Below are 21,346 nucleotides of genomic sequence, written 5' to 3'. Positions count from 1 at the left end.
GCCCGACGGGTGACGGCCGGTACGGAGTTCACCCGGCCGGACCGCGCGCCGCGCGTAATCGCCGCCGGATCCGGCGACAGCGGGCGTCAGGACGCACGGCCGCCGAGGGCGTCGACCGCCGCGACCACCCGGTCCCAGAATCTTTCGGTGTCGAGCTCCACCGCGACCTGTGCGTTCACGGGCCGGTCCAGGTACTGGTGCAGGTCGGTCACGGTGGCCCCCCGCGTGTACTGGCCGTGCAGTTCGACCACCACGTTCGCGTCGACGCACCGCACGATCTCCGGGTCGATGACGCGCGCCACGGCGACGGGGTCGTGCAGCGGAGGTGCGGCGAACCCCCACAGCCGACGGTAGGTCGACGCGAAGTACGTCATCAGTTCCGCGCAGATACGGGACAGCCGGGTGTCGAGCCGCTCGAGACGGGCCAGCACCTCGGGGGTGACGAGCGCCTGGTGGGTGACGTTGAGCCCGCACATGGTGACGGGGAGCCCGCTGGTGAAGACGGTGTGCGCCGCCTCGGGGTCGACGTGGATGTTGAACTCGGCGGCGGGTGTCCTGTTGCCGCGGCCGGTGGAGCCGCCCATGAGCACGATCTCCCGGATGTGTGCGGCGCTGTCGGGGTGACGCGTCAGCAGCAGTGCCACGTTGGTCAGCGGGCCGGTGGGGACGAGCGTGACCGGTTCCGGATGTTCTGTCAGGACCCTGTGCATGACGTCGACCGCGTGCTGCGGCACCGCATGGACCGTCGGCTCGCCGAAGGCGGGCCCGTCGAGTCCGGACTCGCCGTGGACGTCGTCCGCCACGAGCAGCGGCTGGACGAGTGGCCGGGCGCAGCCGGCGGCGACGGGGACGCCGGTGATTCCGGCGACGGTGCAGATGCGGCGGGCGTTCAGTGTCGTCTTGTCGACTGTCTGGTTTCCGGCGACGGTGGTGATCGCCAGCAGGTCGACCGCGGGGTCGCCCGCCGCGAGGACGAGGGCGAGGGCGTCGTCGTGGCCCGGGTCGCAGTCGATGATGACGGGGACGGGCACGTCACCCCGCCTTGATCATGTCGGCGCACTTCTCACCGATCATCATGGTGGTGATGCACGGGTTGACGGTGGTGAGGAACGGCATCACGGACGCGTCGGCCACGCGCAGTCCCCGTACGCCCTTGACCCGCAGCCGGGCGTCGAGCGGTGAGTCCGCGTCGGAGTCGGGGCCCATGCGGACCGTTCCCGCCGGATGGTAGACGGTGTTGTGCGTCTCGCGGATGTAGGCGAGGAGTTCCTCGTCGCTCGTGGCCCCCGGTCCGGGTGCCAGTTCCGCACCGGCCCAGGCGGCCATCGGGGCCTGCGCGACGATCTCGCGTGCCAGCCTCAGCCCGTGGGTCATCACCCGGATGTCGTGGTCGTCGGTGAAGTAGCGGGGGTCGATCCTCGGCTTGTCCCTGAAGTCGCGGGTACGCAGGCGCACCGTTCCCCGCGAACGGGCACGGGTCACGTTCGGGGTGAGGCAGAAGGCGTTGTCCGAGGTGGGATAGCCGCAGCGGTAGGTGTTCATGTCGAAGGGCACGGAACCGTAGTGGAACATCAGGTCGGGCCGGTCCAGGCCCTGTTCCGTGTCGGCGAAGATGCCGATCTCCCACCACTGCGTGGACGAACTCACCATCGGCTGCTTCGCCTCCCACATGATCACCCCCTCCGGATGGTCCTGGAGGTGGGACCCGACACCGGGGGCGTCGACCCGCACGTCCACCCCGACGTCCCGCAGATGACCGGCGGGGCCGATGCCGGACAGCATCAGCAGCTTCGGCGAGTCGATGGCCCCGCAGGAGACGATCACCTCACGCCGGGCGGCGACCGCACCCGTGTGGATGGTGTCCGGCCGCAGGAACTCCACACCGCTGCAGCGCCCGTCGCCGTCGAACAGCAGCCGCCTGGCCTGCAGGCCGGTCAGCACTTCCAGGTTCGGCCGCTTGCCGAGGACGGGATGCAGGTACGAGACCGAGGACGACGCCCGGGTGCCGTCGGGGAAAGCGTTGATCTGGAACCAGTGGGCGCCTCGCACCACCGTGGTGCCGGTGTTGAACGGCGTCGTCGGGATCCCCGCCGCCGCGCACGCCGCCAGCAGGGCGCGGCCGCAGGGGTCGTCGGGCGGCACGGTACGCAGATGGACCGGCCCCGAGCGACCGTGGTGGTCGCCCGGGGCCTCGTTGGTCTCCAGCCGCTGGTAGAGCGGGAAGCAGTCCGCCGCGCTCCAGCCCGCGCAGCCCGTCGCCTCCCAGTCGTCCAGGTCCTCCGCGGGCGCCCAGAAGGCGATGCAGGAGTTGTGGGACGAGCAGCCGCCGAGCACCTTGGCCCGTGCGTGGCGCATGAAGCTGTTGCCGTTCTCCTGCTGCTCGACGGGATAGTCCCAGTCGTAGCCGGACTCCAGGAGGGCCATCCACCGCTCGAGCCGGAGCACGTTGTCGTCGTCGACGTCCGAGGGGCCCGCCTCCACCACGCAGACGCTGGTGTCCGGGTCCTCGGTGAGCCGGGCGGCGACGACGGCACCTGCCGTGCCGCCGCCGACCACGACGTAGTCGAACTCGGGCAGTGGGCTGTCCACGGTCATGGCTTCTCCAGGGCGTCGGGCGGGCGGGGGACGGGCGGGCATCAGGGAGCGGTCGGGTCGCCGATCTCCGCCGCCTGCGCGGCGTGTTCGGCGAGCACACCCGTCCGGTGCCGCTGAACGAACCAGTAGTAGGCGAACCCGCCGAGGGCGACGACGCCGATGAACAGGAAGGCGCCCCACCGCAGATACCAGTGCTGCGGCCCGGACGCGTTGTACACGGAGGCGCGCGGCCAGGCGAGGTTGATCGACATGGCCGCGCCCCACAGCACGGCGAGCACGTTGACCGGCAGCCCCAGACGGCCGAGGGAGAACCGGCCCTCTGCGGGCTTCCACCGCCCGCGCAGCCGCTGGACCAGCAGCGGCACGGTGACCATGAGATAGGCGACGTAGATCATGATGATCGCGATGCTCGTGATCACGGAGAAGATCTGCGGCTGGTTGATGTTGATGACGAGGATGACGACGCCCACGCAACCGATCAGCACCGCGGGCACGACGGGGGTGTGGAACCGCGGGCTGACACGGGCGAGAACCGAACCGGCCGGCAGGTTGTTGTCCCGTGCCATGGCGAACATCAGCCGGATCCCGGCGGCATGGACGGCGAGCACGCAGACGGTGATGGCGACGACGACGCACCAGAGGAAGATCTCGCCGATCGTCGGGCCCAGCGTCGCCAGCACCACGTACTGCAGGCCGCCCGTGGACAGTTCCTTCGAGGCCAGGTCGGGCACGGCCATCAGGGCGAAGAGGAGGATCAGGCCGCCGATGACGAAGGACGCCACGAGGGCGCGCAGGATGGCGCGCGGGGCGTTGCGGCCCGGGTTGTGGGACTCCTCACCGAGCGAGGACGCCGTGTCGAAGCCGTACATCACGTACGCCGACGCGAGGGACGCGGTCAGGAACGCGGCGAGATAGCCGCCGGGCTGATCGGCACCGAGGCCGTGGGTGTCGGTCAGCACCGTGCCGGGGCCACGGGTGATGTGCACCGCCAGGAAGACGATCAGCGCGACGGCGGCGATCAGTTCGATGAAGACGCCGGCGGAGTTGATACGGGCCATGAGGCCCACGCCGAAGGCGTTGACGAGGGTCGAGAAGATGATGAGGACGGTGCCGAGCAGGACGGCGTTGGCAGCGGCGTCGGTCGGGCCGGTTCCGTCGCCCACGAACTGGAACCAGTCGTCGATCTGCGGCAGCGTGATCTGGTACGCGAGCGCGACGGCCGACAGCGTCACCATGGTGGCGGTCATCATCATCCAGCCGCCGAGCCAGCCCACGTGCGGGCCGCCCATCTGCTTGGCCCAGTTGTAGACGGACCCGGCGACCGGGTAGCGGGCGGCCAGCTCGCAGAAGCACAGGGCCACCATCAGCTGGCCCACGAAGACCATCGGCCAGGACCACCAGTACGCGGGGCCGCCGAAGCTGACGCCGAAATAGAAGAGCTGGAAGGTGCCGGTGAGGATGGAGATGTAGCTGACCCCCGCGGCGAAGGTGTGGAAGTTGCCCAGGGTGCGCTTGAGTTCGGGCTTGTATCCCAGTTCCTCGAGCGAGGAGTCGTCGTGCTCGGCCGCGGCCGACGGTTTCCGGTCCCCGGACGGCGCGCTGTCGTCACTGCTCATGCGAACCACCTCTGGGGCGTCGGTGAGAGGTTGTGCCAGACGTGCTTGGCCTCCTGGTACTCGGCCAGTCCGGCCGGGCCGAGTTCGCGGCCGAAGCCGGACTGCTTCATGCCGCCCCACTCGGCCTGCGGCACATAGGGATGGAAGTCGTTGATCCACACCGTGCCGGCGCGTACCCGGCAGGCCACCCGGTGCGCCTTGCCGGTGTCCTTGGTCCACACCGCTCCCGACAGCCCGTAGACCGTGTCGTTCGCGAGGGCCACCGCCTCCCGCTCGTCGCGGAAGCGCTCCACCGTGAGTACCGGGCCGAACGACTCGTCGCGGACGACGGACATCTGGGTGTCGCACTCGTCGAGCACGGTCGGCAGATAGTAGAAGCCGTCCTGGAGTTCCGGGTTCTCGGGCCGGGCGCCGCCGCAGCGCAGCACCGCTCCCTCGGCGAGACCGGCGGCGACATACGCCTCGATCTTGTCGCGGTGGGCGGCGGAGATCAGCGGGCCGGAGCGGGCGTTCTCGTCGAACGGGCCGCCCAGCACGATGGCCTGCGCCTGCTCGACGATCTGCGCGACGAACGCGTCGTGCAGTTCGTCCTGGACCAGCAGCCGCGCGCCCGCGGAGCAGACCTGGCCGGAGTGGAGGAACACCGCCGTCAGGGCGTAGTCCACGGCGGCATCGAAGTCGGCGTCGGCGAAGACGATGTTCGGGTTCTTGCCGCCGAGTTCCAGGGCGACCTTCTTCACGGTCGGGGCGGCGGCGGCCATGATGCGGCGGCCGGTGGCCAGCCCGCCGGTGAAGGAGACCAGGTCGACGCGCGGGTCCTCGGTGAGCGGCGCTCCGGCGACCGCACCCGCGCCGAGCACCAGGTTCGCGGCCCCCGCGGGGAGTCCGGCCTCGGTGAGCAGACGCATCAGCATGACGGCGGTGTGGGGGGTCAGTTCGCTGGGCTTGAGGACGAAGGTGTTGCCGGCGCCGAGAGCGGGGGCCACCTTCCACGCCGTCTGCAGCAGCGGATAGTTCCAGGGCGTGATGAGCGTGCAGACGCCGACCGGTTCGTGGACGACCCTGCTGTCCACGCCGGGATCGCCGGTGTCGACGATGCGGTTGCCGCCGCCTGCCGCCACGAGGTTGCCGAAGTAGCGGAAGCAGTTGGCTATGTCGTCCATGTCGTACTCGCTCTCGACCAGGCGTTTGCCGGTGTCGAGGGATTCGGCGCGGGCGAAGTCGGCCTTGTCGCGCTGCAGCAGGTCGGCGACGCGCAGGAGCAGCGCCCCGCGTTCGGCGGCGGGCGTGCGGGGCCAGGGTCCGGTGTCGAAGGCCTCGCGTGCGGCGGCTACGGCGGCGGCCGCGTCCCGGGGGCCGGCCTCGTCGACCGTCGCCACCAGTGTGCCGTCGGCCGGGCAGCGGATCTCACGAGTGCCTCCCTCCGCTGCGGCGGTCCAGGCGCCGCCGATGAACAGCTCCGGCATGGGGGGCCTCCGAGGGTCGGTTGGGCGACGGACGTCCGAGGGCGCCTCGGTCGGCGCGCGCCTTGCCGCGCACTTGCTGTCGGCACGTCGCCGTGGACACACTCTGCATCGACAGTAGAGAGACCCGCCGCATCTCGCAGCGGAAGCGATGCCGCCGTGTCGGCTTCCCCGTGGCCGGGCGACTGTCCGAGCCCCCCACAAGCGGTCATTCGTTCGAGGGCAGGGGCTGTTCCGTCCAGATCGTCTTTCCCGACTCGGTGTAGCGCGTGCCCCATCTCTGCACGAGCTGGGCCACGATGAACAGGCCGCGGCCTCCTTCGTCGTCCGCCGCGCTGTGCCGCAGGTGCGGTGAAGTGTGACCCGTGTCCGCGACTTCGCACAGCAGACGGCGGTCGCGGATGAGGCGCAGGCGCAGCGGACCGCCGGCGTGTTTGATCACATTGGTCACCAGCTCGCTGACGATGAGCTGGACGGAGAAGGAGAGTTCCTCGAAGCCCCATTCGGCCACCTGCTCAGCGGCCAGCTCCCTCGCCCGGCCCACCGTGGCCGGCTCCGCGGGGAACTCCCATTCGGCGATCCGCCCGGCCTCCAGTTCCCGGGTACGGACCAGCAGCAGCGCCGTGTCGTCCGCTGTCGCGCCCCGGGCGCGGAGGTCGGCCACGGCCCGGTCGCACAGATCCTCCAGAGACGCCGTGCGGTCGCTGAGCACCCTTCCCAGGCGGCGGATCCCGTGCTCGATGTCGTGGTCCCGGGACTCCACCAGGCCGTCGGTGAACAGTGCCAGCAGGCTGCCCACCGGCAGTTCGAACTCGGCGCTCTCGAAGGGCAGGCCCCCGAGACCCAGCGGAGGACCCGCCGGAAGCTCGATGTGGCCGACTCGGCCGTCCGGGTCGACCATCACCGGCGGCAGGTGTCCGGCCCGGGCCATCACGCAACGCCGCGAGACCGGGTCGTAGACCGCGTACAGACAGGTGGCGCCGGTCGCCACGTCGTCGCGGGACAAGGCGGCGGCTTCCGGCGCGCCGTCCGGTGATTCCGCGTCCTCGCCCGACTGGCCCACCAGGTCGTCGAGTCGCTTCAGCAGCTCGTCGGGGGCCAGGTCCAGCTGCGCGAGGGCGCTGAACGTCGTGCGCAGCCGCCCCATGGTGGCCGCCGCGTGCAGGCCGTGGCCGACGACGTCGCCGACGACGAGTCCGACCCGGGTGCCCGACAGCGGGACGACGTCGAACCAGTCACCGCCCACTCCCGTCACGTCGTCGGTGGGGAGATAGCGGTGCGCCACATCGACCGCGGAGTGACGGGGCACGTGGCGGGGCAGCAACTGCTGCTGCAGGGTGAGCGCGGCGGTCCGTTCCCGGGTGAAGCGACGCGCGTTGTCGATGCTCACTGCCGCGCGGGCCGCCAGTTCGTCCGCCAGCGCCACCTCGCCGTTGTCGAAGGCGACCGCGCGGTCGGCGCGTACGAAGGTGATGAGGCCGAACAGGCTGCCGCCTGCCCGCAGGGGCACCGCCAGGGTGTCGCCGTCGAGGGCGAGGCCACCGGAGGCCAGGACGCGGTGCTGTGGCGTTCCCGGCGGATGGACCACGGCGGCGGGCCGGCCGCCGGCCCACCGGGCTCGGCCCGGGCCCCCGCGTTCCTCCCCGGCGGCCGGCCGGGAGGCAATGCGTACCAGTGACGCCTTCGGCGCGCCGCCGGCCGCGGGCAGCTCCCCGTCCAGCACCGCCTCGACGAGGTCGACGGTGGCGCTGTCGGCGAAGTCCGGGACGGCCACCTCGGCGATCTCCTCGGCGGTCCGCACCACGTCCAGAGCGCCGCCGACGCTGCGTCCGGCCTTGACGAGCAGGTCCAGTCGGCGCTGCGCCTCGTAACGGTCGGTGATGTCGAAGGCGTCCTCGCAGATGCCGAGGACGTTCCCGTCCTCGTCCGTGAGGCGGTAGTAGGAGCAGGACCACAGGTGGTCCTTGCCGGGGTCGCTGGGCTGCTCGCCGCGGAAGTGGAGGTCGAGGATCGGCTCGCCGGTGTCCAGCACGTGGTGCATGACCGCGTCGAGCGTCTCCGGGTATCCCTTCGTCACGAACCTGCCCGTGGCGTAGAGCTCGTCGGCCCGCTTGCCGAGGTACTCCTCGAGCGGTCGCCCGATCTCCCGCTCATAGGCGCTGTTGCTCCAGGTCAGGCGAAGGTCGGTGCCGTAGATGGCCAGCCCGATGGGTGACTGGGTGGCGAGCCCCTGCAGCATGGCAAGCCGGGATTCCCACTGCCGCATGACCCGCAGCTCCGCCACGGCGATCACCTGGGCGCCGGTGCCGGACCCGGTCAGGGGGCAGGTGGCCGTGGCGACCTGGATCCGGTGGCCGTCGCGGTGGACGGCCAGCCGGGCGTCGCTCCGCCGTGTGCCGTCGGTCCGCGCGGCGGCACCGGTCCCGTCCGGCTCAGCCGTCGCGGGGAGCGACAGGAAGGTGTCCAGGGGCCGGCCGATGATCTCGCGCGGGGCCCAACCGAGGAGCGTCTCGGCATCGGAACTCCAGCCGACCACGGTGTTCTGGGCGTCGAGGACCGCGATGGCCGCCCTCGTGACGTTGAGGGGGCCACGGAAGTCGGCGCTCCCGGCCGTGTTCGGCGAGCTCATGGCACCACCGGCCTGGTTCATCAGTTACAGAATCCGCCCGGGCAGGCGGCGGCACAATCGCACGGCCGGCCCTCCGTCCGCAAAACCGCCGCCGAGGGCGCGGTGCGCTTCGTGTCGTCCGGGGTTCTCCACGCGATCCCGGGCAGCGTCCCTCCGGGACGGCCGCGGGCGGGCCGCACCGGGGCATGGGCTGCTGTTTTGGCCCGGAGGGGCGGGGCAGTCGAGTCGGTGAGCGTCGACGAACGACGAGAGGACCGAGATGAGCGCCGGAGAAAAGGCCAAGGCCAAGGCCGAGCAGGTGGTCGGGAAGGCCGTACGCAAGGCGGCCCACGCGGTCGGCAAGGAGACCACGGCCGCGAAGGGCGCCGCCCTGGAGACGCGCGGCAAGGCCCGTGAGGCCAAGGAGAAGACGAAGGACGGCTTCAAGCACTGACCGCGCCCGCACGGTGTGCACAGGGGCGGGGCCCAGATGCGCCGGGCCCCGCCTCTGCGCCGCGGCTGCCGCGCCGCACGGGGCAGAGGCTCTCGTTCGGATCCTGCCGCCCTCGTCCCGGCCGCAGCCAGGGAACTACGCGCCGGCCGCGTACTCCCAGAAGTCCCGCATCAACGCCGGGAAATTGGGCCCGCTCATCTCGACCTGGCTGAACATCAGTGTGACCGTGCCCGTCGACGGCGTGATGTGCGCCGTCGTACCGGTGCCGCCGACCCAGCCGTAGCGTCCCGGCACGCTCCACGGCTCGACCGGCTCGACGTCCACCGAGCCGCCGAAGCCCCAGCCCATTCCCTCCAGGAACAGGCCGGCGGCCTCGCGCTCGGCACGCGTCAGATGGTTGGTGGTCATCTGCCGCACCGATGCCGCGCTCAGCAGGCGGCGATCGCCGACCGCGCCCTCGGCGAGGAGCATCCGCCCGAAGGCCAGCCAGTCGTCGAGCGTCGACACCAGTCCGCCCGCACCTGACGGGAACGACGGCGGGCTGCTCCACTGTCCGTCGCCGGGGTCGGCCAGGTGCAGCCCGCCCTCAGGACCGGTGCGGTAGTAGCAGGTGAAGCGGTGGAGTTCGCCGGCCGGTACGGCGAAGGCGGTGTCCACCATGCCGAGCGGCTCGAAGATCCGCTCGGTCAGGAACTCTCCGAGCGGCCGGCCCGTCACCCTGGAGATCAGCACACCCTGGAGGTCGGAACTGGTGTTGTACAGCCAGCCGTCGCCGGGCTGGTGCAGCAGCGGGATACGGGAGAGCCGCGCCATCCACTCGTCCGGCGGGGGCACGAGCTGCGGCTGGGGCGGGCCCTGCTTCAGCTCGCCGACCAGCGGCGCGACTGCGGGCAACGAGAAGTCGGACGGAAAACCGTGTCCGGATCGGGAGCCGAGCAGATGCTCGACGGTGATCGGCCGGACCGCGGGCACGACGTCGTCGACCGGACTCGCCGGCGTACGGACGACATGCGGTGAGGCCAGCTCCGGCAGCCATTCGCCGACCGGGTCGGCGAGCGTGACGCGGCCCTCCTCGACCAGCATCATCACGGCGGCGGCCACGACGGGCTTGGTGAGGGAAGCGATGCGGAACAGCGAGTCCCTGGCCACGGGGGCGGCGCCTTCGAGGTCGACGGTCCCGACGGCGGCCACCTCGACGCTTTTCCCCCGGGCGATCAGCCCCACGGCACCGGGCACCGAGCCCTTGCCGACGTGCGTGCTCAGCGTGTCGTGCAGATCGGCCATGGCTCCACCCTCTCAAGCGCGTGTCCTGGAGGAGACTGCCGCCGCGCCGGAGAATCATCGGCGCGGCGGGCGGCATGATCTCCAAGTGCAGGCAGGGCCACCCGCTGTTCCGGCACCTCACGGCCGGTGGCCCAGGGCTCACTGAGATCGCGGCGTCGCCCGGCCTCTTTCCCGGGCGTAGGCTGATGAGAACGCCCTGTCGGATCCTGAGCCAGCGATGCAGAGGGCGACATGACCGACCCCTTCGGCTTTCTCAAGACTCCCCGGCAGCCGATACCCGGGCGCCCCACCGACGAGCGCCTCGGCGACTGGCACGAGGTGTACGCGGGGCAGACTCTGCTGCCGGTCGTCTCCCGGCAGGCGGGGCGCTGCATGGACTGCGGCATTCCCTTCTGTCACGACGGCTGCCCGCTCGGCAATCTCATACCCGAGTGGAACGTGTACGCCGCCCACGGTGACTGGTCCGCCGCCGCCGAGCGGCTGCACGCCACGAACAACTTTCCCGAGTTCACCGGCCGGCTGTGCCCGGCGCCGTGCGAGGACGCATGCGTTCTCTCGATCAACGCGGAGCCGGTGACGATCAAGAACGTGGAGCAGGCCGTCGCCGATCAGGCGTGGGAACAGGGCTGTGTGTCGCCGCTCCCGCCGCAGCGGCACAGCGGCAGGACCGTCGCCGTCGTGGGTTCAGGACCGGCGGGCCTGGCCGCGGCGCAGCAGCTGACCCGCGCGGGCCACACCGTCGCGGTCTACGAGCGCGCCGACCGGGTCGGCGGTCTGCTCCGCTACGGCATCCCCGCGTTCAAGATGGAGAAGCGGCACCTGGACCGGCGCATCGAGCAGATGGAGGCGGAGGGCACGGTCTTCCGCTGCGGGATCGACGTGGGCCGCGATCTCGACGTGGCCGAGCTGAGGACCCGCCACGACGCGGTGGTCGTCGCCGTCGGAGCGACACTGGCGCGCGAACTCCCGGTTCCTGGGCGGGAGTTGAACGGCATCATCCAGGCCATGGATTACCTGACGGCGTCGAACCGGGTCTCGGAGGGCGACTGCGCCCAGCCGCTCGTGACCGCCGCGGGCCGGCACGTGGTGATCATCGGGGGCGGCGACACCGGCTCCGACTGCCTCGGCACCGCGCTGCGCCAGGACGCGGCGTCGGTGGTGCAGCTGGACATCAACCCCGAGCCGGCGCCCGTCCGGCCGGACACCCAGCCGTGGCCCGTCTACCCCAAGATCTACCGGATCTCCCATGCCCACGAGGAGGCCCGTGGGCGGGACGGCACGGACCCGAGGACCTTCTCCACGGCCACCATGCGCTTCGAAGGGGACGCGAGCGGGGGCGTGCGCGCGTTGTGTCTGACGGAAGTCGAGCCGTCGGCCAGGCGACCACTGGCGGGCACCGAGCGGGTTCTGCCCGCGGATCTGGTCCTGCTCGCGCTGGGGTTCTCGGGCCCCGAACGCGACACCGGGCTGGTCCGGCAGCTCGGACTCACGCTCGACGCACGCGGCAACTTCGCGCGGGACGCTGGCTTCGCGGCTCGGCCGGGAGAGGGGCACGGAAGGGGGGCCGGGCCGGCTGCCCCCGGCATGGCGGACGGCGTCTTCGTCGCGGGCGACGCGGGGCGTGGCCAGTCCCTGGTGGTGTGGGCCATCGCGGAGGGCCGATCGGCCGCAGCCGCGACGGACCGCTACCTGACCGGCACCACCGAACTCCCCTCCCCCATCGCGGCCACGGACCAGCCGCTCAGGCCGTGACGCACCGGCCCGCCTGACGGTGTGCCACGTCGGCATCCGGGCTCGAGGAGAGAGTGGGTCGGCGTCTTCTGTGCCCCATCGTGTCGGGTACGGGTGTGCCCCGCCGGGTCGGGCATGGGGGCAGTGGCCCCGGCAGGCGGAGCCCCTCGGGCTACGATCGATCATCACAACGGCCGGGGCCTTCCGCTCCGCCGTGGGGACGTGATGGTCTGTCAAATGAGTCGCCAGGAGTCGGCATGAGTGCACCCGCACCTCAAGCGCACCTGACGAAAATCGGCCGCAGACGCCGCGGACGTAGATCGACCGAGCCCGTCATTGCATACTGTGACCTCGCAGAACGCGGCTCCAGAGCCGACCGGGCAGAGTGGGGAGAGACACCGTGTTCTACTACGTGCTCAAGTACGTCCTCATCGGGCCGCTGTTGCGGTTGCTCTTCCGGCCCCGGATCGAAGGACTGGAGCACATCCCGGACGAGGGCGCGGCGATCGTCGCCGGCAACCATTTGTCGTTCTCCGACCACTTCCTGATGCCGGCGATCCTCAAGCGGCGCATCACGTTCCTGGCCAAGGCCGAGTACTTCACCGGCCCCGGCCTCAAGGGCCGGCTGACGGCCGCGTTCTTCCGCAGTGCCGGGCAGATTCCGGTGGACCGTTCCGGCAAGGAGGCCGGTCAGGCCGCCATCCGGGAGGGCCTCGGGGTGCTGGGGAAGGGCGAATTGCTGGGGATCTATCCGGAGGGCACGCGTTCGCATGACGGCCGGCTCTACAAGGGCAAGGTCGGGGTCGCGGTGATGGCGCTGCGGGCCGGGGTGCCCGTCGTGCCGTGCGCGATGGTGGGGACGTTCGAGATCCAGCCGCCCGGGCAGGTCATCCCGAAGATCAAGCGGGTGACGGTCCGGTTCGGGGAGCCGCTGGACTTCTCCCGGTACGCGGGCATGGAGAACGAGAAGGCCGCGATCCGGGCGATCACCGATGAAATCATGTACGCGATCCTCGAGCTGTCCGGCCAGGAATACGTCGACCGCTACGCCGCGGAGGTCAAGGCCGAGCAGCAGGAGCAGGAGAAGCAGGAACTGCGCGGCAGGCAGCCGAAGAAGTTCCCCGGGCGCCGCGACTGAGGCGCAAATCTGCGGTCGGCTAATTTTCCTGGGCACCACCGTACGGGCCGCCTAACGTGCCCGACATGACTCGTCGGAGAAATGACACGCGTACGGCCGGGGGGAGCGCCCTTGTGCTGGGCGCGACAGGACAGGTGGGGCGGGCGGCGGTCCGTGCCCTCGCGGCGGACGGCTGGGAGGTGCGGGCGGCCTCACGCGGCGGTGCGCGGGACGCGGACTGGCCGAGCGAGGTGCGAACGGTACAGGTCGACCGGGAGGACGACGCGGCACTCGCCGCCGCGGTGGGCGACGGCTGTGACGTCCTCGTCGACATGGTCGCCTTCCACACCGGCCACGCACGCCAGTTGAGGGCGCTCGCGGACCGGGTCGGTTCGGCCGTCGTCGTCTCCAGCGGCGCGGTCTACGAGGACGACCACGGTCGCAGTTTCGACACCCAGGGCCTCCCCGACGGCTTTCCGCACTGCCCGGTGCCCATCCCCGAGACCCAGTCCACGGTGGCGCCCGGCGACTCGACGTACGGCACCAGGAAGGTGGCGCTGGAGCGGGATCTGCTGACGGCCGGTGACGAGCTGCCGGTCACCCTGCTGCGGGCGGGCGCGATCCACGGACCTTACTGCCGCACGCCGCGGGAACTGTACTTCGTCAAGCGGGCTCTGGACGGCCGGCCGGTGCGTGTGCTGGCGTACGGCGGCCTCAGCAGGTTCCATCCCGTGCACGTGTCCAATGTGGCCGAACTGATCCGGCTGGCGGCGCTGCGGCCGGGCTCTCGCGTACTGAACGCGGGCGACCCCGAGGCGCCGACGGTCTCCGCGATCGGCGACGCGATCGACGCGGTGCTCGGCCACCGGTCCGAGACCGTCCTGATCGACGGGCCGCCCCCTTCGCACTCGGTCGGCGAGACGCCGTGGTCCGGAGCGCACCCGGTGGTGTACGACATGAGCGCCGCGGAGCGGGAGCTGGGGTACAGGGCCGTCACCACGTACGAGGAGTCGCTGCCGGCCACGGTGGAGTGGCTGGCCGCGCAGCTGCACGGCCGTGAGTGGACGGAGGCCTTTCCGAAGATGGCGCAGAACTACGGTCGGGACGCCCTGTTCAACTACCCGGACGAGGACGCCTGGCTGAAGCAGCACAGGTCCGGCGGCTGACGGCACACGAAGGAAGGGGCGGCCGTACCTCCGGCCGCCCCTTCCCCGTCTGCCGCTGCCTGTATTACGGCTTCGGCGTGGCGTGCGGCTCGCACATCACGTCGCGACCGTCCAGTTCGCCGCTGAGCAGGTAGGCGTCGACCCTCTCGTTGACGCACGGGTTGACCAGGCCGGTCACACCGTGCGAACCGGCGTCCTTCTCCACGATCAGGCGCGAGCCCTTGAGCCGCTCGTGCAGCTCGACGGCGCCTTCGAACGGGGTGGCGGCGTCACGTTCGGACTGCACGATCAGCACCGGCGGCAGGCCCTTGCGGGTCCTCACCTCCACCGGCGTCTGCTGCTTGGCGGACCAGGTGGCGCACGGCAGGTTCATCCAGGCGTTGGCCCACGTCATGAACGGGTGGTCCTTGTGCAGCCTGGTGTTGTCGCGGTCCCACTTCTTCCAGCTGGTGGGCCACTTGGCGTCGGCGCACTCGACCGCCGTGTAGACGGCGTTGCCGTTCTCCGCGGAGATGTTGCCCGCGGTGTCCGACAGGTCGGGCGCGGCCGCGTCCACCAGCGCCTGGGTGTCACCGGCGAGATACTTGCTCCAGGTACGGGCGACGGGCACCCAGGCGGAGTCGTAGTACGGCGCGCTCTGGAAGAAGCCGATGAGCTCGGCCGGGCCGACGACGCCACCGAGCGGTTCCTTCTTGGCGGTGGCCCGCAGCTTCACCCACTGCTGCTCGACCTTGTCCGGCGTGTCGCCGATGTGGAACGTGGCGTCGTTCTTCGCGACCCACGCCTTCCAGTCGTTCCAGCGCATCTGGAAGGCGACGTCCTGGTCCAGGTTGGCCTGGTACCAGATCTTCTCCCGCGACGGGTTGACCACGCTGTCGACGACCATCCGCCGGACGTGGCCCGGGAACAGGGTCGCGTACACGGCGCCGAGGTAGGTGCCGTAGGAGACACCCAGGAAGTTGAGCTTCTTCTCACCGAGGGCGGCACGGATGACGTCCAGGTCGCGCGCGGTGTTCGGTGTGGTCATGTGCGGCAGCATCCAGCCGCTGCGCTCGGCGCATCCGTCGGCGTACTCCGCGGCGAGCTTGCGCTGGGCGCGCTTGTCGGCCTCGCTGTCGGGCACCGGGTCGGGCTTCGGAGCCTTGACGAACTCCTGCGGGTCCACGCACGAGATGGGCGTGGAGTGGCCGACGCCCCGGGGGTCGAAGCCGACGAAGTCGTAGGCCTTGGCCATGTCGGCGTAGACCGGGTTCTTACCGGTGACCCGGGTCGGGAAACGCATACCGGAGCCGCCGGGGCCGCCGGGGTTGTAGACGAGGGCGCCCTGGCGCTCCGCCTCGGTGCCGGTGTTGCCGATGCGGTCGACAGCCAGCTTGATCTGCTTGCCGTTCGGGCGCGCGTAGTCGAGCGGAACGCTCACCGTGCCGCACCGGATGGGCTTGGCAAGCCCCCAGTCCGCCGGGCAGTCCGCCCAGTCGATGCCCTTCTTCGCGGCCCGCTCCGCGGCGAGCCGGACACCGTGCGCCTCCGAGCGGCCGTGGTCGCGGCCCCGGTCGCCGCTGTCCGCGGTCGCCGCCGGGGCCGCTATCGCGCCCGCGATGAGCGTGCCCGCGATGAGCGTGCCGGCCGAGCCGAGCACTGCTGTGCGCCTCACGTGGAAACTCCCCCTGCTGTGGTCGTGTCGTCCGGGGGATCTTTCCGTCTCCAGGGGCTCGGGCGACAGCCCGTACAGGTGTTCTTTACCGAACGGAAACCGGTGCGGCAGGTCCGCTCACCGGTGCAGCCGGGCGAGCAAGCCCTGCTGGGCGTCGGCGAGTACGCGCCGCAGGGCCAGGGCGTCCGCCGCCACCGCGGTCACCAGAACGGCGGGGCCGGCGAGCGGAGTCAGCGCCGCGGTTGCGCCCAGCGGCCGTGGTTCGGCAGGCCGGCCCTCGTATGCGGGGTCCACGACGAGGAGTTGGCCCACGGCCCGGTGGCCTGCGAGCACGGCCGGGCCGTCCCATCCGCCGGGTGCTCCGGGGCCGCAGGCGAGCTCGGTGTCCAGCAGAGGACGGCCCGCGCGGTGGACGGTGAGGCGCGAGGTGAGGGTTCCCGGCTCCTCCCCGTGACGCCCGAGGATCTGCTCCTCGCGCAGCACGAGCCGGGCGGTCGGCGCAAGCCGGACCCGGGTGTGCATACCCAGGTCGCTGTCGCGTGCCACGATCAACTGCTGGGGAAGCCAGTGCAGTTCGGCGTCCTCGCCGACGCTCAGGGTGACGTCGTGGCGTGCGTGCTCCCCGGTCGGTCCGGGCAGGGCGATCGTGGCGGCGGCGGCGTCGACGGTGAGCCGTGCGCCGTCACGTACGTCGGCCTCGACGGCGAGCCGGTCACCGCCGAGCGGCGCGCTCATGGCGCCGACGACGGTGACCCGTTGGTGCGGTCCTGTGGAGCGGGTACGGCGCAGCGCGAGCGGTCCGTCGCTCGTGAGGACGGGCAGGCCGGTGCGGTCGGCGACGATGCGCGCCGTGGCGTGGACGCTCATCCGGTGCTCAGGCGGTCCAGGCGGCAAGCTGTGCCCGCACCCAGTCGGCGACGGGTGCGATGCCGTCGTTCTCGCGCAACGACGTGAAGGCAACGGGCAGTTCTCCGCGCTGCGCCTTCGCGTCGTCGGCCATGCGGGCGAGGTCGGAGCCGACGTACGGCGCGAGGTCGGTCTTGTTGACGACGAGCAGGTCGGCGGTGGTGACGCCGGGGCCGCCCTTGCGGGGGATGTCGTCGCCGCCCGCCACGTCGATGACGAAGATCTGCGCGTCGACGAGGCCTTTGGAGAAGGTGGCGGTGAGGTTGTCACCGCCGGATTCGACGAGGATCAGGTCGAGCGGGCCGACGCTGTCCTCCAGGTCCTCGACGGCCTCGAGGTTGGCGGAGATGTCGTCGCGGATGGCGGTGTGCGGGCAGGCGCCGGTCTCGACGGCCTGGATGCGCTCGGGCGGCAGGACGGCATGGCGCAGCAGGAACTCGGCGTCCTCACGGGTGTAGATGTCGTTGGTGACGACCGCGATGGAGAGCCTGTCGCGCAGCGCCGAGCACAGGGCGGCCACGGTGGCGGTCTTGCCGGAGCCTACGGGTCCGCCGAGCCCGATCCGCAGGGCACGCCGGGTGCCGTCGGGGCGCGCGGCGTCGGCGCCGACGGCGGCGGGGGCGTCGTGACGGATGTGGTCGAGGTGCATGCGGGTGCGGCTCCTTGGTGGTCGGGGGCTCGGGGCCGGGTTCTTGGACGGAACTGCGGAACGGGGCCCGGGACGGGGGCTCCCGAACCGGGCTCCAGGACGGGGTCTATGACGCGAAGAGGCGGACGGGCCACGCGGCGTGCTGCTCGGCGGTGATGTCGAGCAAGGGGGACGATGCGGCCGGAAGGCCCTCGACTCCCTCGCGCGCGGCGGCGCCCGCCCGTGCCGCGACCTCGTCCATCTCGGGGGCGAGGCGGGCGAGGACGGCGGTCGCCTCGAACGGGTCCAGGCTGAGCAGACGCACCGCCGCCGTGGCGGGACCGCCGACCGCCTCATAGACCGCGCAGTGCGCGGCGTCGACGGGACCGAGGCCCGCCGCGCGGGCCGTGGTGCCGAGGACGATCGGCTGGTGCGTTCCGCGCGGGAACGCCGACGCGAGCGCGTCGAGTTCGCTGCCCGGCCAGGCCGCCCGCGCCGCGCGGAGCAGCTGCCTGCCCAGCTTGCGGGCAGTGGCCCGCAATGCGGGCGACGGCGTGCGTGCGTCCGCGGCGGCGTCAAGGCTCACGGGGTCGTGCCCGAGGGCGGCCGCGGCGGCGAGTCCGGCGGAGGTGAGCCCCGTGGTGTGCATCCGGCCGCGGCAGAACCTCGCCAGGTCGTCGGCGTTTTGGACACGCCCCGCCTTCACCGCGGCCTCGACGCCACCGGAGTGCGCGTGCCCGCCGGCGGGGAACCGCCCGTCACAGAGCACGAGCAGCGCGGCGCTGCTCATGACGCCGCGTTTCGTACGGCATGCGGCATCCCCTGTGTGGCATGCGACATCGGGCGCATCGGATCCACCTGCCGCATCAGAAGAGGAAGTACCGCTGGGCCATGGGCAGTTCGGCGGCGGGAGCGGGCTCCACCGTTTCGCCGTCGATCGTCACGGAGAACGTGTCCGCGTCGACCTCCACCCGCGGCATGGCGTCGTTCTCGCGCATGTCCGCCTTCGTCACCCGCCGGGTGTTCCTGATGGGGACGAACCTCTTGTCGAGGCCGAGCCGCCCCGGCAGGTCGTCCTCGATCGCCGCCGGGGCGACGAAGTTGAACGAACTGCGGGCAGCGGCACGCCCCAGCGCGCCGAACATCGGCCGCGGCATCACCGGCTGAGGCGTGGGGATCGAGGCGTTGGCGTCGCCCATCTGCGCGTACGCGATCTGTCCGCCCTTGAGTACCAGCTGGGGCTTCACGCCGAAGAACGCCGGCTCCCAGAGAACGAGGTCGGCGAGCTTGCCGGTCTCCACCGAGCCGATCTCCCCGTCCAGCCCTTGTGCGACCGCGGGGTTGATCGTGTATTTGGCGACATAGCGACGTGCCCGGTGGTTGTCGGCGCGCCCGTCGCCCGCGAGCGGGCCCCTGCGCTTCTTCATCACGTGCGCGGTCTGCCAGGTGCGCATGACCACTTCCCCGACGCGTCCCATGGCCTGCGAGTCGGAGGAGATGATCGAGATGGCACCGAGGTCGTGCAGGACGTCCTCCGCGGCAATCGTGGAGGGCCGGATACGTGACTCCGCGAAGGCGAGGTCCTCGGGCACGGCCGGGTTGAGGTGGTGGCAGACCATCAGCATGTCGAGGTGTTCCTCGATGGTGTTGACGGTGTGCGGCCGGGTCGGGTTGGTCGAGCTGGGCAGCACGTGCGGCTCGGAGACGACGGTGATGATGTCGGGAGCGTGCCCGCCGCCCGCGCCCTCCGTGTGGTACGCGTGGACAGTGCGGCCCGCGATGGCCGCGAGGGTGTCGCCGACGAAGCCCGCCTCGTTCAACGTGTCCGTGTGGATGGCGAGTTGTGCGCCGGTCTCGTCGCAGACGGTCAGGCAGGCGTCGATGGCGGCGGGGGTCGCCCCCCAGTCCTCGTGGATCTTGAATCCGAGGGCGCCGCCCCTCAGTTGGGAGTACATGGCGTCGCGGGAGACGGTGTTGCCCTTGCCGAGCAGGCCGATGTTGACGGGGTAGGTCTCCAGCGCCTCGAACATCCGGGCGAGGTGCCACGGGCCGGGCGTGATCGTGGTCGCCTTGGTCCCTTCGGCCGGTCCCGTCCCGCCGCCGACGAGGGTGGTCACGCCGGTTACGAGCGCCTGCTCGACGACGGTCGGCGAGATGAAGTGGACGTGCGCGTCGATGGCTCCGGCGGTGACGATCTTCCCGTTGCCGGCGATGACTTCGGTCTCGGGGCCGATGACGAGGTCGGGATGGACACCGTCCATGGTGTCGGGGTTGCCCGCCTTGCCGATGCCGCAGATCCGGCCGTCGCGCATGCCGATGTCGGCCTTGACGACCCCCCAGTGGTCGATGATCACGGCGCCGGTGATCACGGTGTCGGGCGCGCCTTCCGCCCGCGTGGTCCGGGACTGTCCCATCGACTCGCGGATGACCTTGCCGCCGCCGAACACCGCCTCGTCACCGGCGCGCCCGGGCCCACCGGAACGGTCGTCCTCGATCTCGACAAGGAGGTCCGTGTCGGCGAGGCGGATACGGTCGCCGGTGGTGGGGCCGAACAGATCGGCGTACACGGCGCGGTGGAGTTCAGCCATCGAGCCGCCCCCCGGTCTCTCCCCGCAGCCCGGCGACGATCCGGCGCCCGGCGAGCGGCACGAGTTCGACCTCGACGGGGATTCCCGGCTCGAAGCGCACGGCGGTGCCGGCGGCGACGTTCAGCCGCTTGCCCCGGGCCGCGGAGCGGTCGAAGTCGAGGCCGGGATTGGCCTCCGCGAAGTGGTAGTGCGAGCCGACCTGCACGGGGCGGTCCGCGGCGTTGACGACGGTGAGGCGACTGGTCTCGCGGCCCTCGTTGAGGCGGATCGGCCCGTCGCCGAAGAGGATCTCTCCAGGAATCATGCGCCCCGCCTCTCAGACGATCGGGTCGTGGACGGTGACGAGCTTGGTCCCGTCGGGGAAGGTGGCCTCCACCTGGACGTCGTGGATCATCTCGGGGATGCCCTCCATGACGTCGTCGCGGGTGAGCACCTTGCGCCCCGACGCCATGAGTTCGGCGACGGTGCGGCCGTCTCTGGCGCCCTCGAGGATGTGCGAGGTGATGAGGGCGACGGACTCGGGGTGGTTGAGCTTCACCCCGCGCGCCCTGCGCTTCTCGGCCACGTCGGCGGCCACATGAATGAGCAGGCGTTCCTGCTCGTGCGGGGAGAGTTGCACGCGTCCACCTCACTGTCGTCCGGCCGTAACCGTATGGGCGCGATGGACCGTAGCGCGCTTCAACACTTCGTTGACCAGCCCGCGGGTATCTCACGACCAGGGGTTGAACGTTAGGGCGCAGATTTTTCCGGCGCGTTAACTGATCTTGGGATCCCGCATGGACATCAGGGCGGACAGCCCGCTCGAGGACCTCCCCACGGACGTCCCCGAAGAGCGCCTCCTCCACGGGCATGCGGCGCAGCACCCGCCTGAGCAGCACGTCGGGGGTGGGCGGCGGGCGTCTCCGCGGCCTCCGCGAACGCGGTGCGGATTCAGCTGAACGCCGCGTCGGCGATGGCCGCGTTCAGCTGCTCCTTGCTGCGCAGGAAGCTCCTTGAGTCCCCTACGCCGACGCGTCACATGATCGCGGTGATGATCCTGGTCCCGGCCGTGATGGCGCCGGCCATGTGGGCCTTAGCCTGGCTCCGCGCCCGTACGGCGCCGAGGAATGCGCCCCCGGGGCCGGCCGCGGCGGCTGCCCCGCTGGGGCAGCGGCTCGAGCAGCGCGAGGGCGCCTTCGACGTCCACCGGTATGACGACGAGGCCGCCGCCCGACCGCGATCGAGGACCGGGTCGTATACGGGCGGTCGTCCCCGGCCCGGAAGGTCCGCGAGCGCTGACCGCGTCAGGAGCCTCACCGGTCGTCGCACAGATGCTCGACAGACACTCAAGGCCTCGGCACGGCTCGGCCCGGAACCCAGGTGCGGACAACGGTGTCATTCCGCTGCGGTCCGGTGACCCGTGCGGCAGCACCCTTGCAGGAGCGCGCTGCCGCTCCCTCGCCAGGACGACGGTCGCCCGCGAAAACCCGTTGACCACGCCGGGACTCCCCGTGCGACGATCCCCGCATGATCTACGGAATCGAGTCCCGCCTCACC

The 21,346-nt window shown here is 71.3% G+C and carries 17 protein-coding genes and 1 pseudogene; 5 read left to right on the top strand and 13 right to left on the bottom strand.

Going from position 1 to position 21,346, the window contains the following annotated elements; all coding sequences use genetic code 11:
• Window positions 1–86: 86 nt before the first annotated feature.
• The 5 genes from ABZ070_RS18245 to ABZ070_RS18225 all read right to left on the bottom strand — a co-directional run bounded on the left by ABZ070_RS18245 (window position 87) and on the right by ABZ070_RS18225 (window position 8,303).
• Entirely contained in the window at window positions 87–1,031 is a 945-nt protein-coding gene (locus ABZ070_RS18245; RefSeq protein WP_356634954.1) for a nucleoside hydrolase, read from the bottom strand.
• Window position 1,032: 1 nt separating this feature from the next.
• The gene (locus ABZ070_RS18240; protein ID WP_356634952.1) at window positions 1,033–2,595 is read right to left on the bottom strand and encodes a GMC family oxidoreductase N-terminal domain-containing protein; all 1,563 of its coding nucleotides are present in this window, start codon (window positions 2,593–2,595) and stop codon (window positions 1,033–1,035) included.
• A 41-nt stretch (window positions 2,596–2,636) separates the two neighbouring features.
• Window positions 2,637–4,211 (bottom strand): amino acid permease, encoded by a 1,575-nt coding sequence (locus ABZ070_RS18235; protein ID WP_356634950.1) that lies wholly within the window; start codon window positions 4,209–4,211, stop codon window positions 2,637–2,639.
• Window positions 4,208–5,677, bottom strand: coding sequence for an aldehyde dehydrogenase family protein (locus tag ABZ070_RS18230; RefSeq protein ID WP_356634948.1), 1,470 nt, complete (start codon window positions 5,675–5,677; stop codon window positions 4,208–4,210). Before ABZ070_RS18230 ends, ABZ070_RS18235 begins: the two co-directional genes overlap by 4 nt.
• 205 nt (window positions 5,678–5,882) lie before the next feature.
• On the bottom strand, window positions 5,883–8,303 hold the full coding sequence (locus ABZ070_RS18225; protein ID WP_356634946.1) for a SpoIIE family protein phosphatase: 2,421 nt from the start codon (window positions 8,301–8,303) through the stop codon (window positions 5,883–5,885).
• A gap of 259 nt (window positions 8,304–8,562) precedes the next feature.
• Here ABZ070_RS18225 and ABZ070_RS18220 point away from each other — a divergent pair, with 259 nt between their 5' ends.
• On the top strand, window positions 8,563–8,736 hold the full coding sequence (locus ABZ070_RS18220; protein WP_356634944.1) for a hypothetical protein: 174 nt from the start codon (window positions 8,563–8,565) through the stop codon (window positions 8,734–8,736).
• A gap of 135 nt (window positions 8,737–8,871) precedes the next feature.
• Here ABZ070_RS18220 and ABZ070_RS18215 read toward each other — a convergent pair whose 3' ends face one another.
• Window positions 8,872–10,020, bottom strand: a complete 1,149-nt coding sequence (locus ABZ070_RS18215) for a serine hydrolase domain-containing protein (protein ID WP_356634942.1) — start codon at window positions 10,018–10,020, stop codon at window positions 8,872–8,874.
• A gap of 231 nt (window positions 10,021–10,251) precedes the next feature.
• On the opposite strand from ABZ070_RS18215, the gene ABZ070_RS18210 reads away from it, so the two are divergent.
• The 3 genes from ABZ070_RS18210 (at window position 10,252) to ABZ070_RS18200 (ending at window position 14,034) form a co-directional block, all read left to right on the top strand.
• Window positions 10,252–11,772 carry a glutamate synthase subunit beta gene (locus ABZ070_RS18210; protein WP_356634940.1) on the top strand — a complete coding sequence of 507 codons (1,521 nt, stop codon included), beginning with the start codon at window positions 10,252–10,254 and terminating at the stop codon, window positions 11,770–11,772.
• A 379-nt stretch (window positions 11,773–12,151) separates the two neighbouring features.
• Window positions 12,152–12,889 carry a lysophospholipid acyltransferase family protein gene (locus ABZ070_RS18205; protein WP_356634938.1) on the top strand — a complete coding sequence of 246 codons (738 nt, stop codon included), beginning with the start codon at window positions 12,152–12,154 and terminating at the stop codon, window positions 12,887–12,889.
• Between the two features lie 113 nt (window positions 12,890–13,002).
• Window positions 13,003–14,034 (top strand): NAD-dependent epimerase/dehydratase family protein, encoded by a 1,032-nt coding sequence (locus tag ABZ070_RS18200; protein ID WP_356634982.1) that lies wholly within the window; start codon window positions 13,003–13,005, stop codon window positions 14,032–14,034.
• A gap of 64 nt (window positions 14,035–14,098) precedes the next feature.
• Here ABZ070_RS18200 and ABZ070_RS18195 read toward each other — a convergent pair whose 3' ends face one another.
• The 7 genes from ABZ070_RS18195 to ABZ070_RS18165 all read right to left on the bottom strand — a co-directional run bounded on the left by ABZ070_RS18195 (window position 14,099) and on the right by ABZ070_RS18165 (window position 20,429).
• The gene (locus tag ABZ070_RS18195) at window positions 14,099–15,688 is read right to left on the bottom strand and encodes an alpha/beta hydrolase (protein ID WP_356634936.1); all 1,590 of its coding nucleotides are present in this window, start codon (window positions 15,686–15,688) and stop codon (window positions 14,099–14,101) included.
• 117 nt (window positions 15,689–15,805) lie between these two features.
• The gene (locus tag ABZ070_RS18190; protein ID WP_356634934.1) at window positions 15,806–16,555 is read right to left on the bottom strand and encodes an urease accessory protein UreD; all 750 of its coding nucleotides are present in this window, start codon (window positions 16,553–16,555) and stop codon (window positions 15,806–15,808) included.
• A gap of 7 nt (window positions 16,556–16,562) precedes the next feature.
• Window positions 16,563–17,243 carry an urease accessory protein UreG gene (gene ureG / locus ABZ070_RS18185; RefSeq protein WP_356634932.1) on the bottom strand — a complete coding sequence of 227 codons (681 nt, stop codon included), beginning with the start codon at window positions 17,241–17,243 and terminating at the stop codon, window positions 16,563–16,565.
• 106 nt (window positions 17,244–17,349) lie between these two features.
• On the bottom strand, window positions 17,350–18,012 hold the full coding sequence (locus ABZ070_RS18180; protein ID WP_356634930.1) for an urease accessory UreF family protein: 663 nt from the start codon (window positions 18,010–18,012) through the stop codon (window positions 17,350–17,352).
• A 76-nt stretch (window positions 18,013–18,088) separates the two neighbouring features.
• On the bottom strand, window positions 18,089–19,810 hold the full coding sequence (locus ABZ070_RS18175) for an urease subunit alpha (protein ID WP_356634928.1): 1,722 nt from the start codon (window positions 19,808–19,810) through the stop codon (window positions 18,089–18,091).
• Entirely contained in the window at window positions 19,803–20,114 is a 312-nt protein-coding gene (locus ABZ070_RS18170; RefSeq protein WP_356634926.1) for an urease subunit beta, read from the bottom strand. Before ABZ070_RS18170 ends, ABZ070_RS18175 begins: the two co-directional genes overlap by 8 nt.
• A gap of 12 nt (window positions 20,115–20,126) precedes the next feature.
• Window positions 20,127–20,429, bottom strand: a complete 303-nt coding sequence (locus tag ABZ070_RS18165; protein WP_356634924.1) for an urease subunit gamma — start codon at window positions 20,427–20,429, stop codon at window positions 20,127–20,129.
• Window positions 20,430–20,828: 399 nt separating this feature from the next.
• On the opposite strand from ABZ070_RS18165, the pseudogene ABZ070_RS18160 reads away from it, so the two are divergent.
• Window positions 20,829–21,126: pseudogene (locus tag ABZ070_RS18160) on the top strand (ABC transporter permease); the annotation flags it as partial.
• Between the last annotated feature and the right edge of the window lie 220 nt (window positions 21,127–21,346).

The sequence above is a fragment of the Streptomyces sp. NPDC006283 genome, assembly GCF_040613325.1.
Lineage (GTDB): Bacteria > Actinomycetota > Actinomycetes > Streptomycetales > Streptomycetaceae > Streptomyces.
Note: the sequence above shows the minus strand (reverse complement) of the source record. Positions and strands in the feature narration are given on the sequence as shown.

Excerpts from the sequence above, each read along its gene's own strand:
- ABZ070_RS18225 (WP_356634946.1), bottom strand. The coding sequence starts at position 8,303 with ATGAGCTCGCCGAACACGGCCGGGAGCGCCGACTTCCGTGGCCCCCTC.
- ABZ070_RS18235 (WP_356634950.1), bottom strand. The coding sequence starts at position 4,211 with ATGAGCAGTGACGACAGCGCGCCGTCCGGGGACCGGAAACCGTCGGCC.
- ABZ070_RS18230 (WP_356634948.1), bottom strand. The coding sequence starts at position 5,677 with ATGCCGGAGCTGTTCATCGGCGGCGCCTGGACCGCCGCAGCGGAGGGA.
- ABZ070_RS18190 (WP_356634934.1), bottom strand. The coding sequence starts at position 16,555 with ATGAGCGTCCACGCCACGGCGCGCATCGTCGCCGACCGCACCGGCCTG.
- ABZ070_RS18180 (WP_356634930.1), bottom strand. The coding sequence starts at position 18,012 with ATGAGCAGCGCCGCGCTGCTCGTGCTCTGTGACGGGCGGTTCCCCGCC.
- ABZ070_RS18175 (WP_356634928.1), bottom strand. The coding sequence starts at position 19,810 with ATGGCTGAACTCCACCGCGCCGTGTACGCCGATCTGTTCGGCCCCACC.
- ABZ070_RS18210 (WP_356634940.1), top strand. The coding sequence starts at position 10,252 with ATGACCGACCCCTTCGGCTTTCTCAAGACTCCCCGGCAGCCGATACCC.
- ABZ070_RS18220 (WP_356634944.1), top strand. The coding sequence starts at position 8,563 with ATGAGCGCCGGAGAAAAGGCCAAGGCCAAGGCCGAGCAGGTGGTCGGG.
- ABZ070_RS18170 (WP_356634926.1), bottom strand. The coding sequence starts at position 20,114 with ATGATTCCTGGAGAGATCCTCTTCGGCGACGGGCCGATCCGCCTCAAC.
- ABZ070_RS18240 (WP_356634952.1), bottom strand. The coding sequence starts at position 2,595 with ATGACCGTGGACAGCCCACTGCCCGAGTTCGACTACGTCGTGGTCGGC.
- ABZ070_RS18215 (WP_356634942.1), bottom strand. The coding sequence starts at position 10,020 with ATGGCCGATCTGCACGACACGCTGAGCACGCACGTCGGCAAGGGCTCG.
- ureG (WP_356634932.1), bottom strand. The coding sequence starts at position 17,243 with ATGCACCTCGACCACATCCGTCACGACGCCCCCGCCGCCGTCGGCGCC.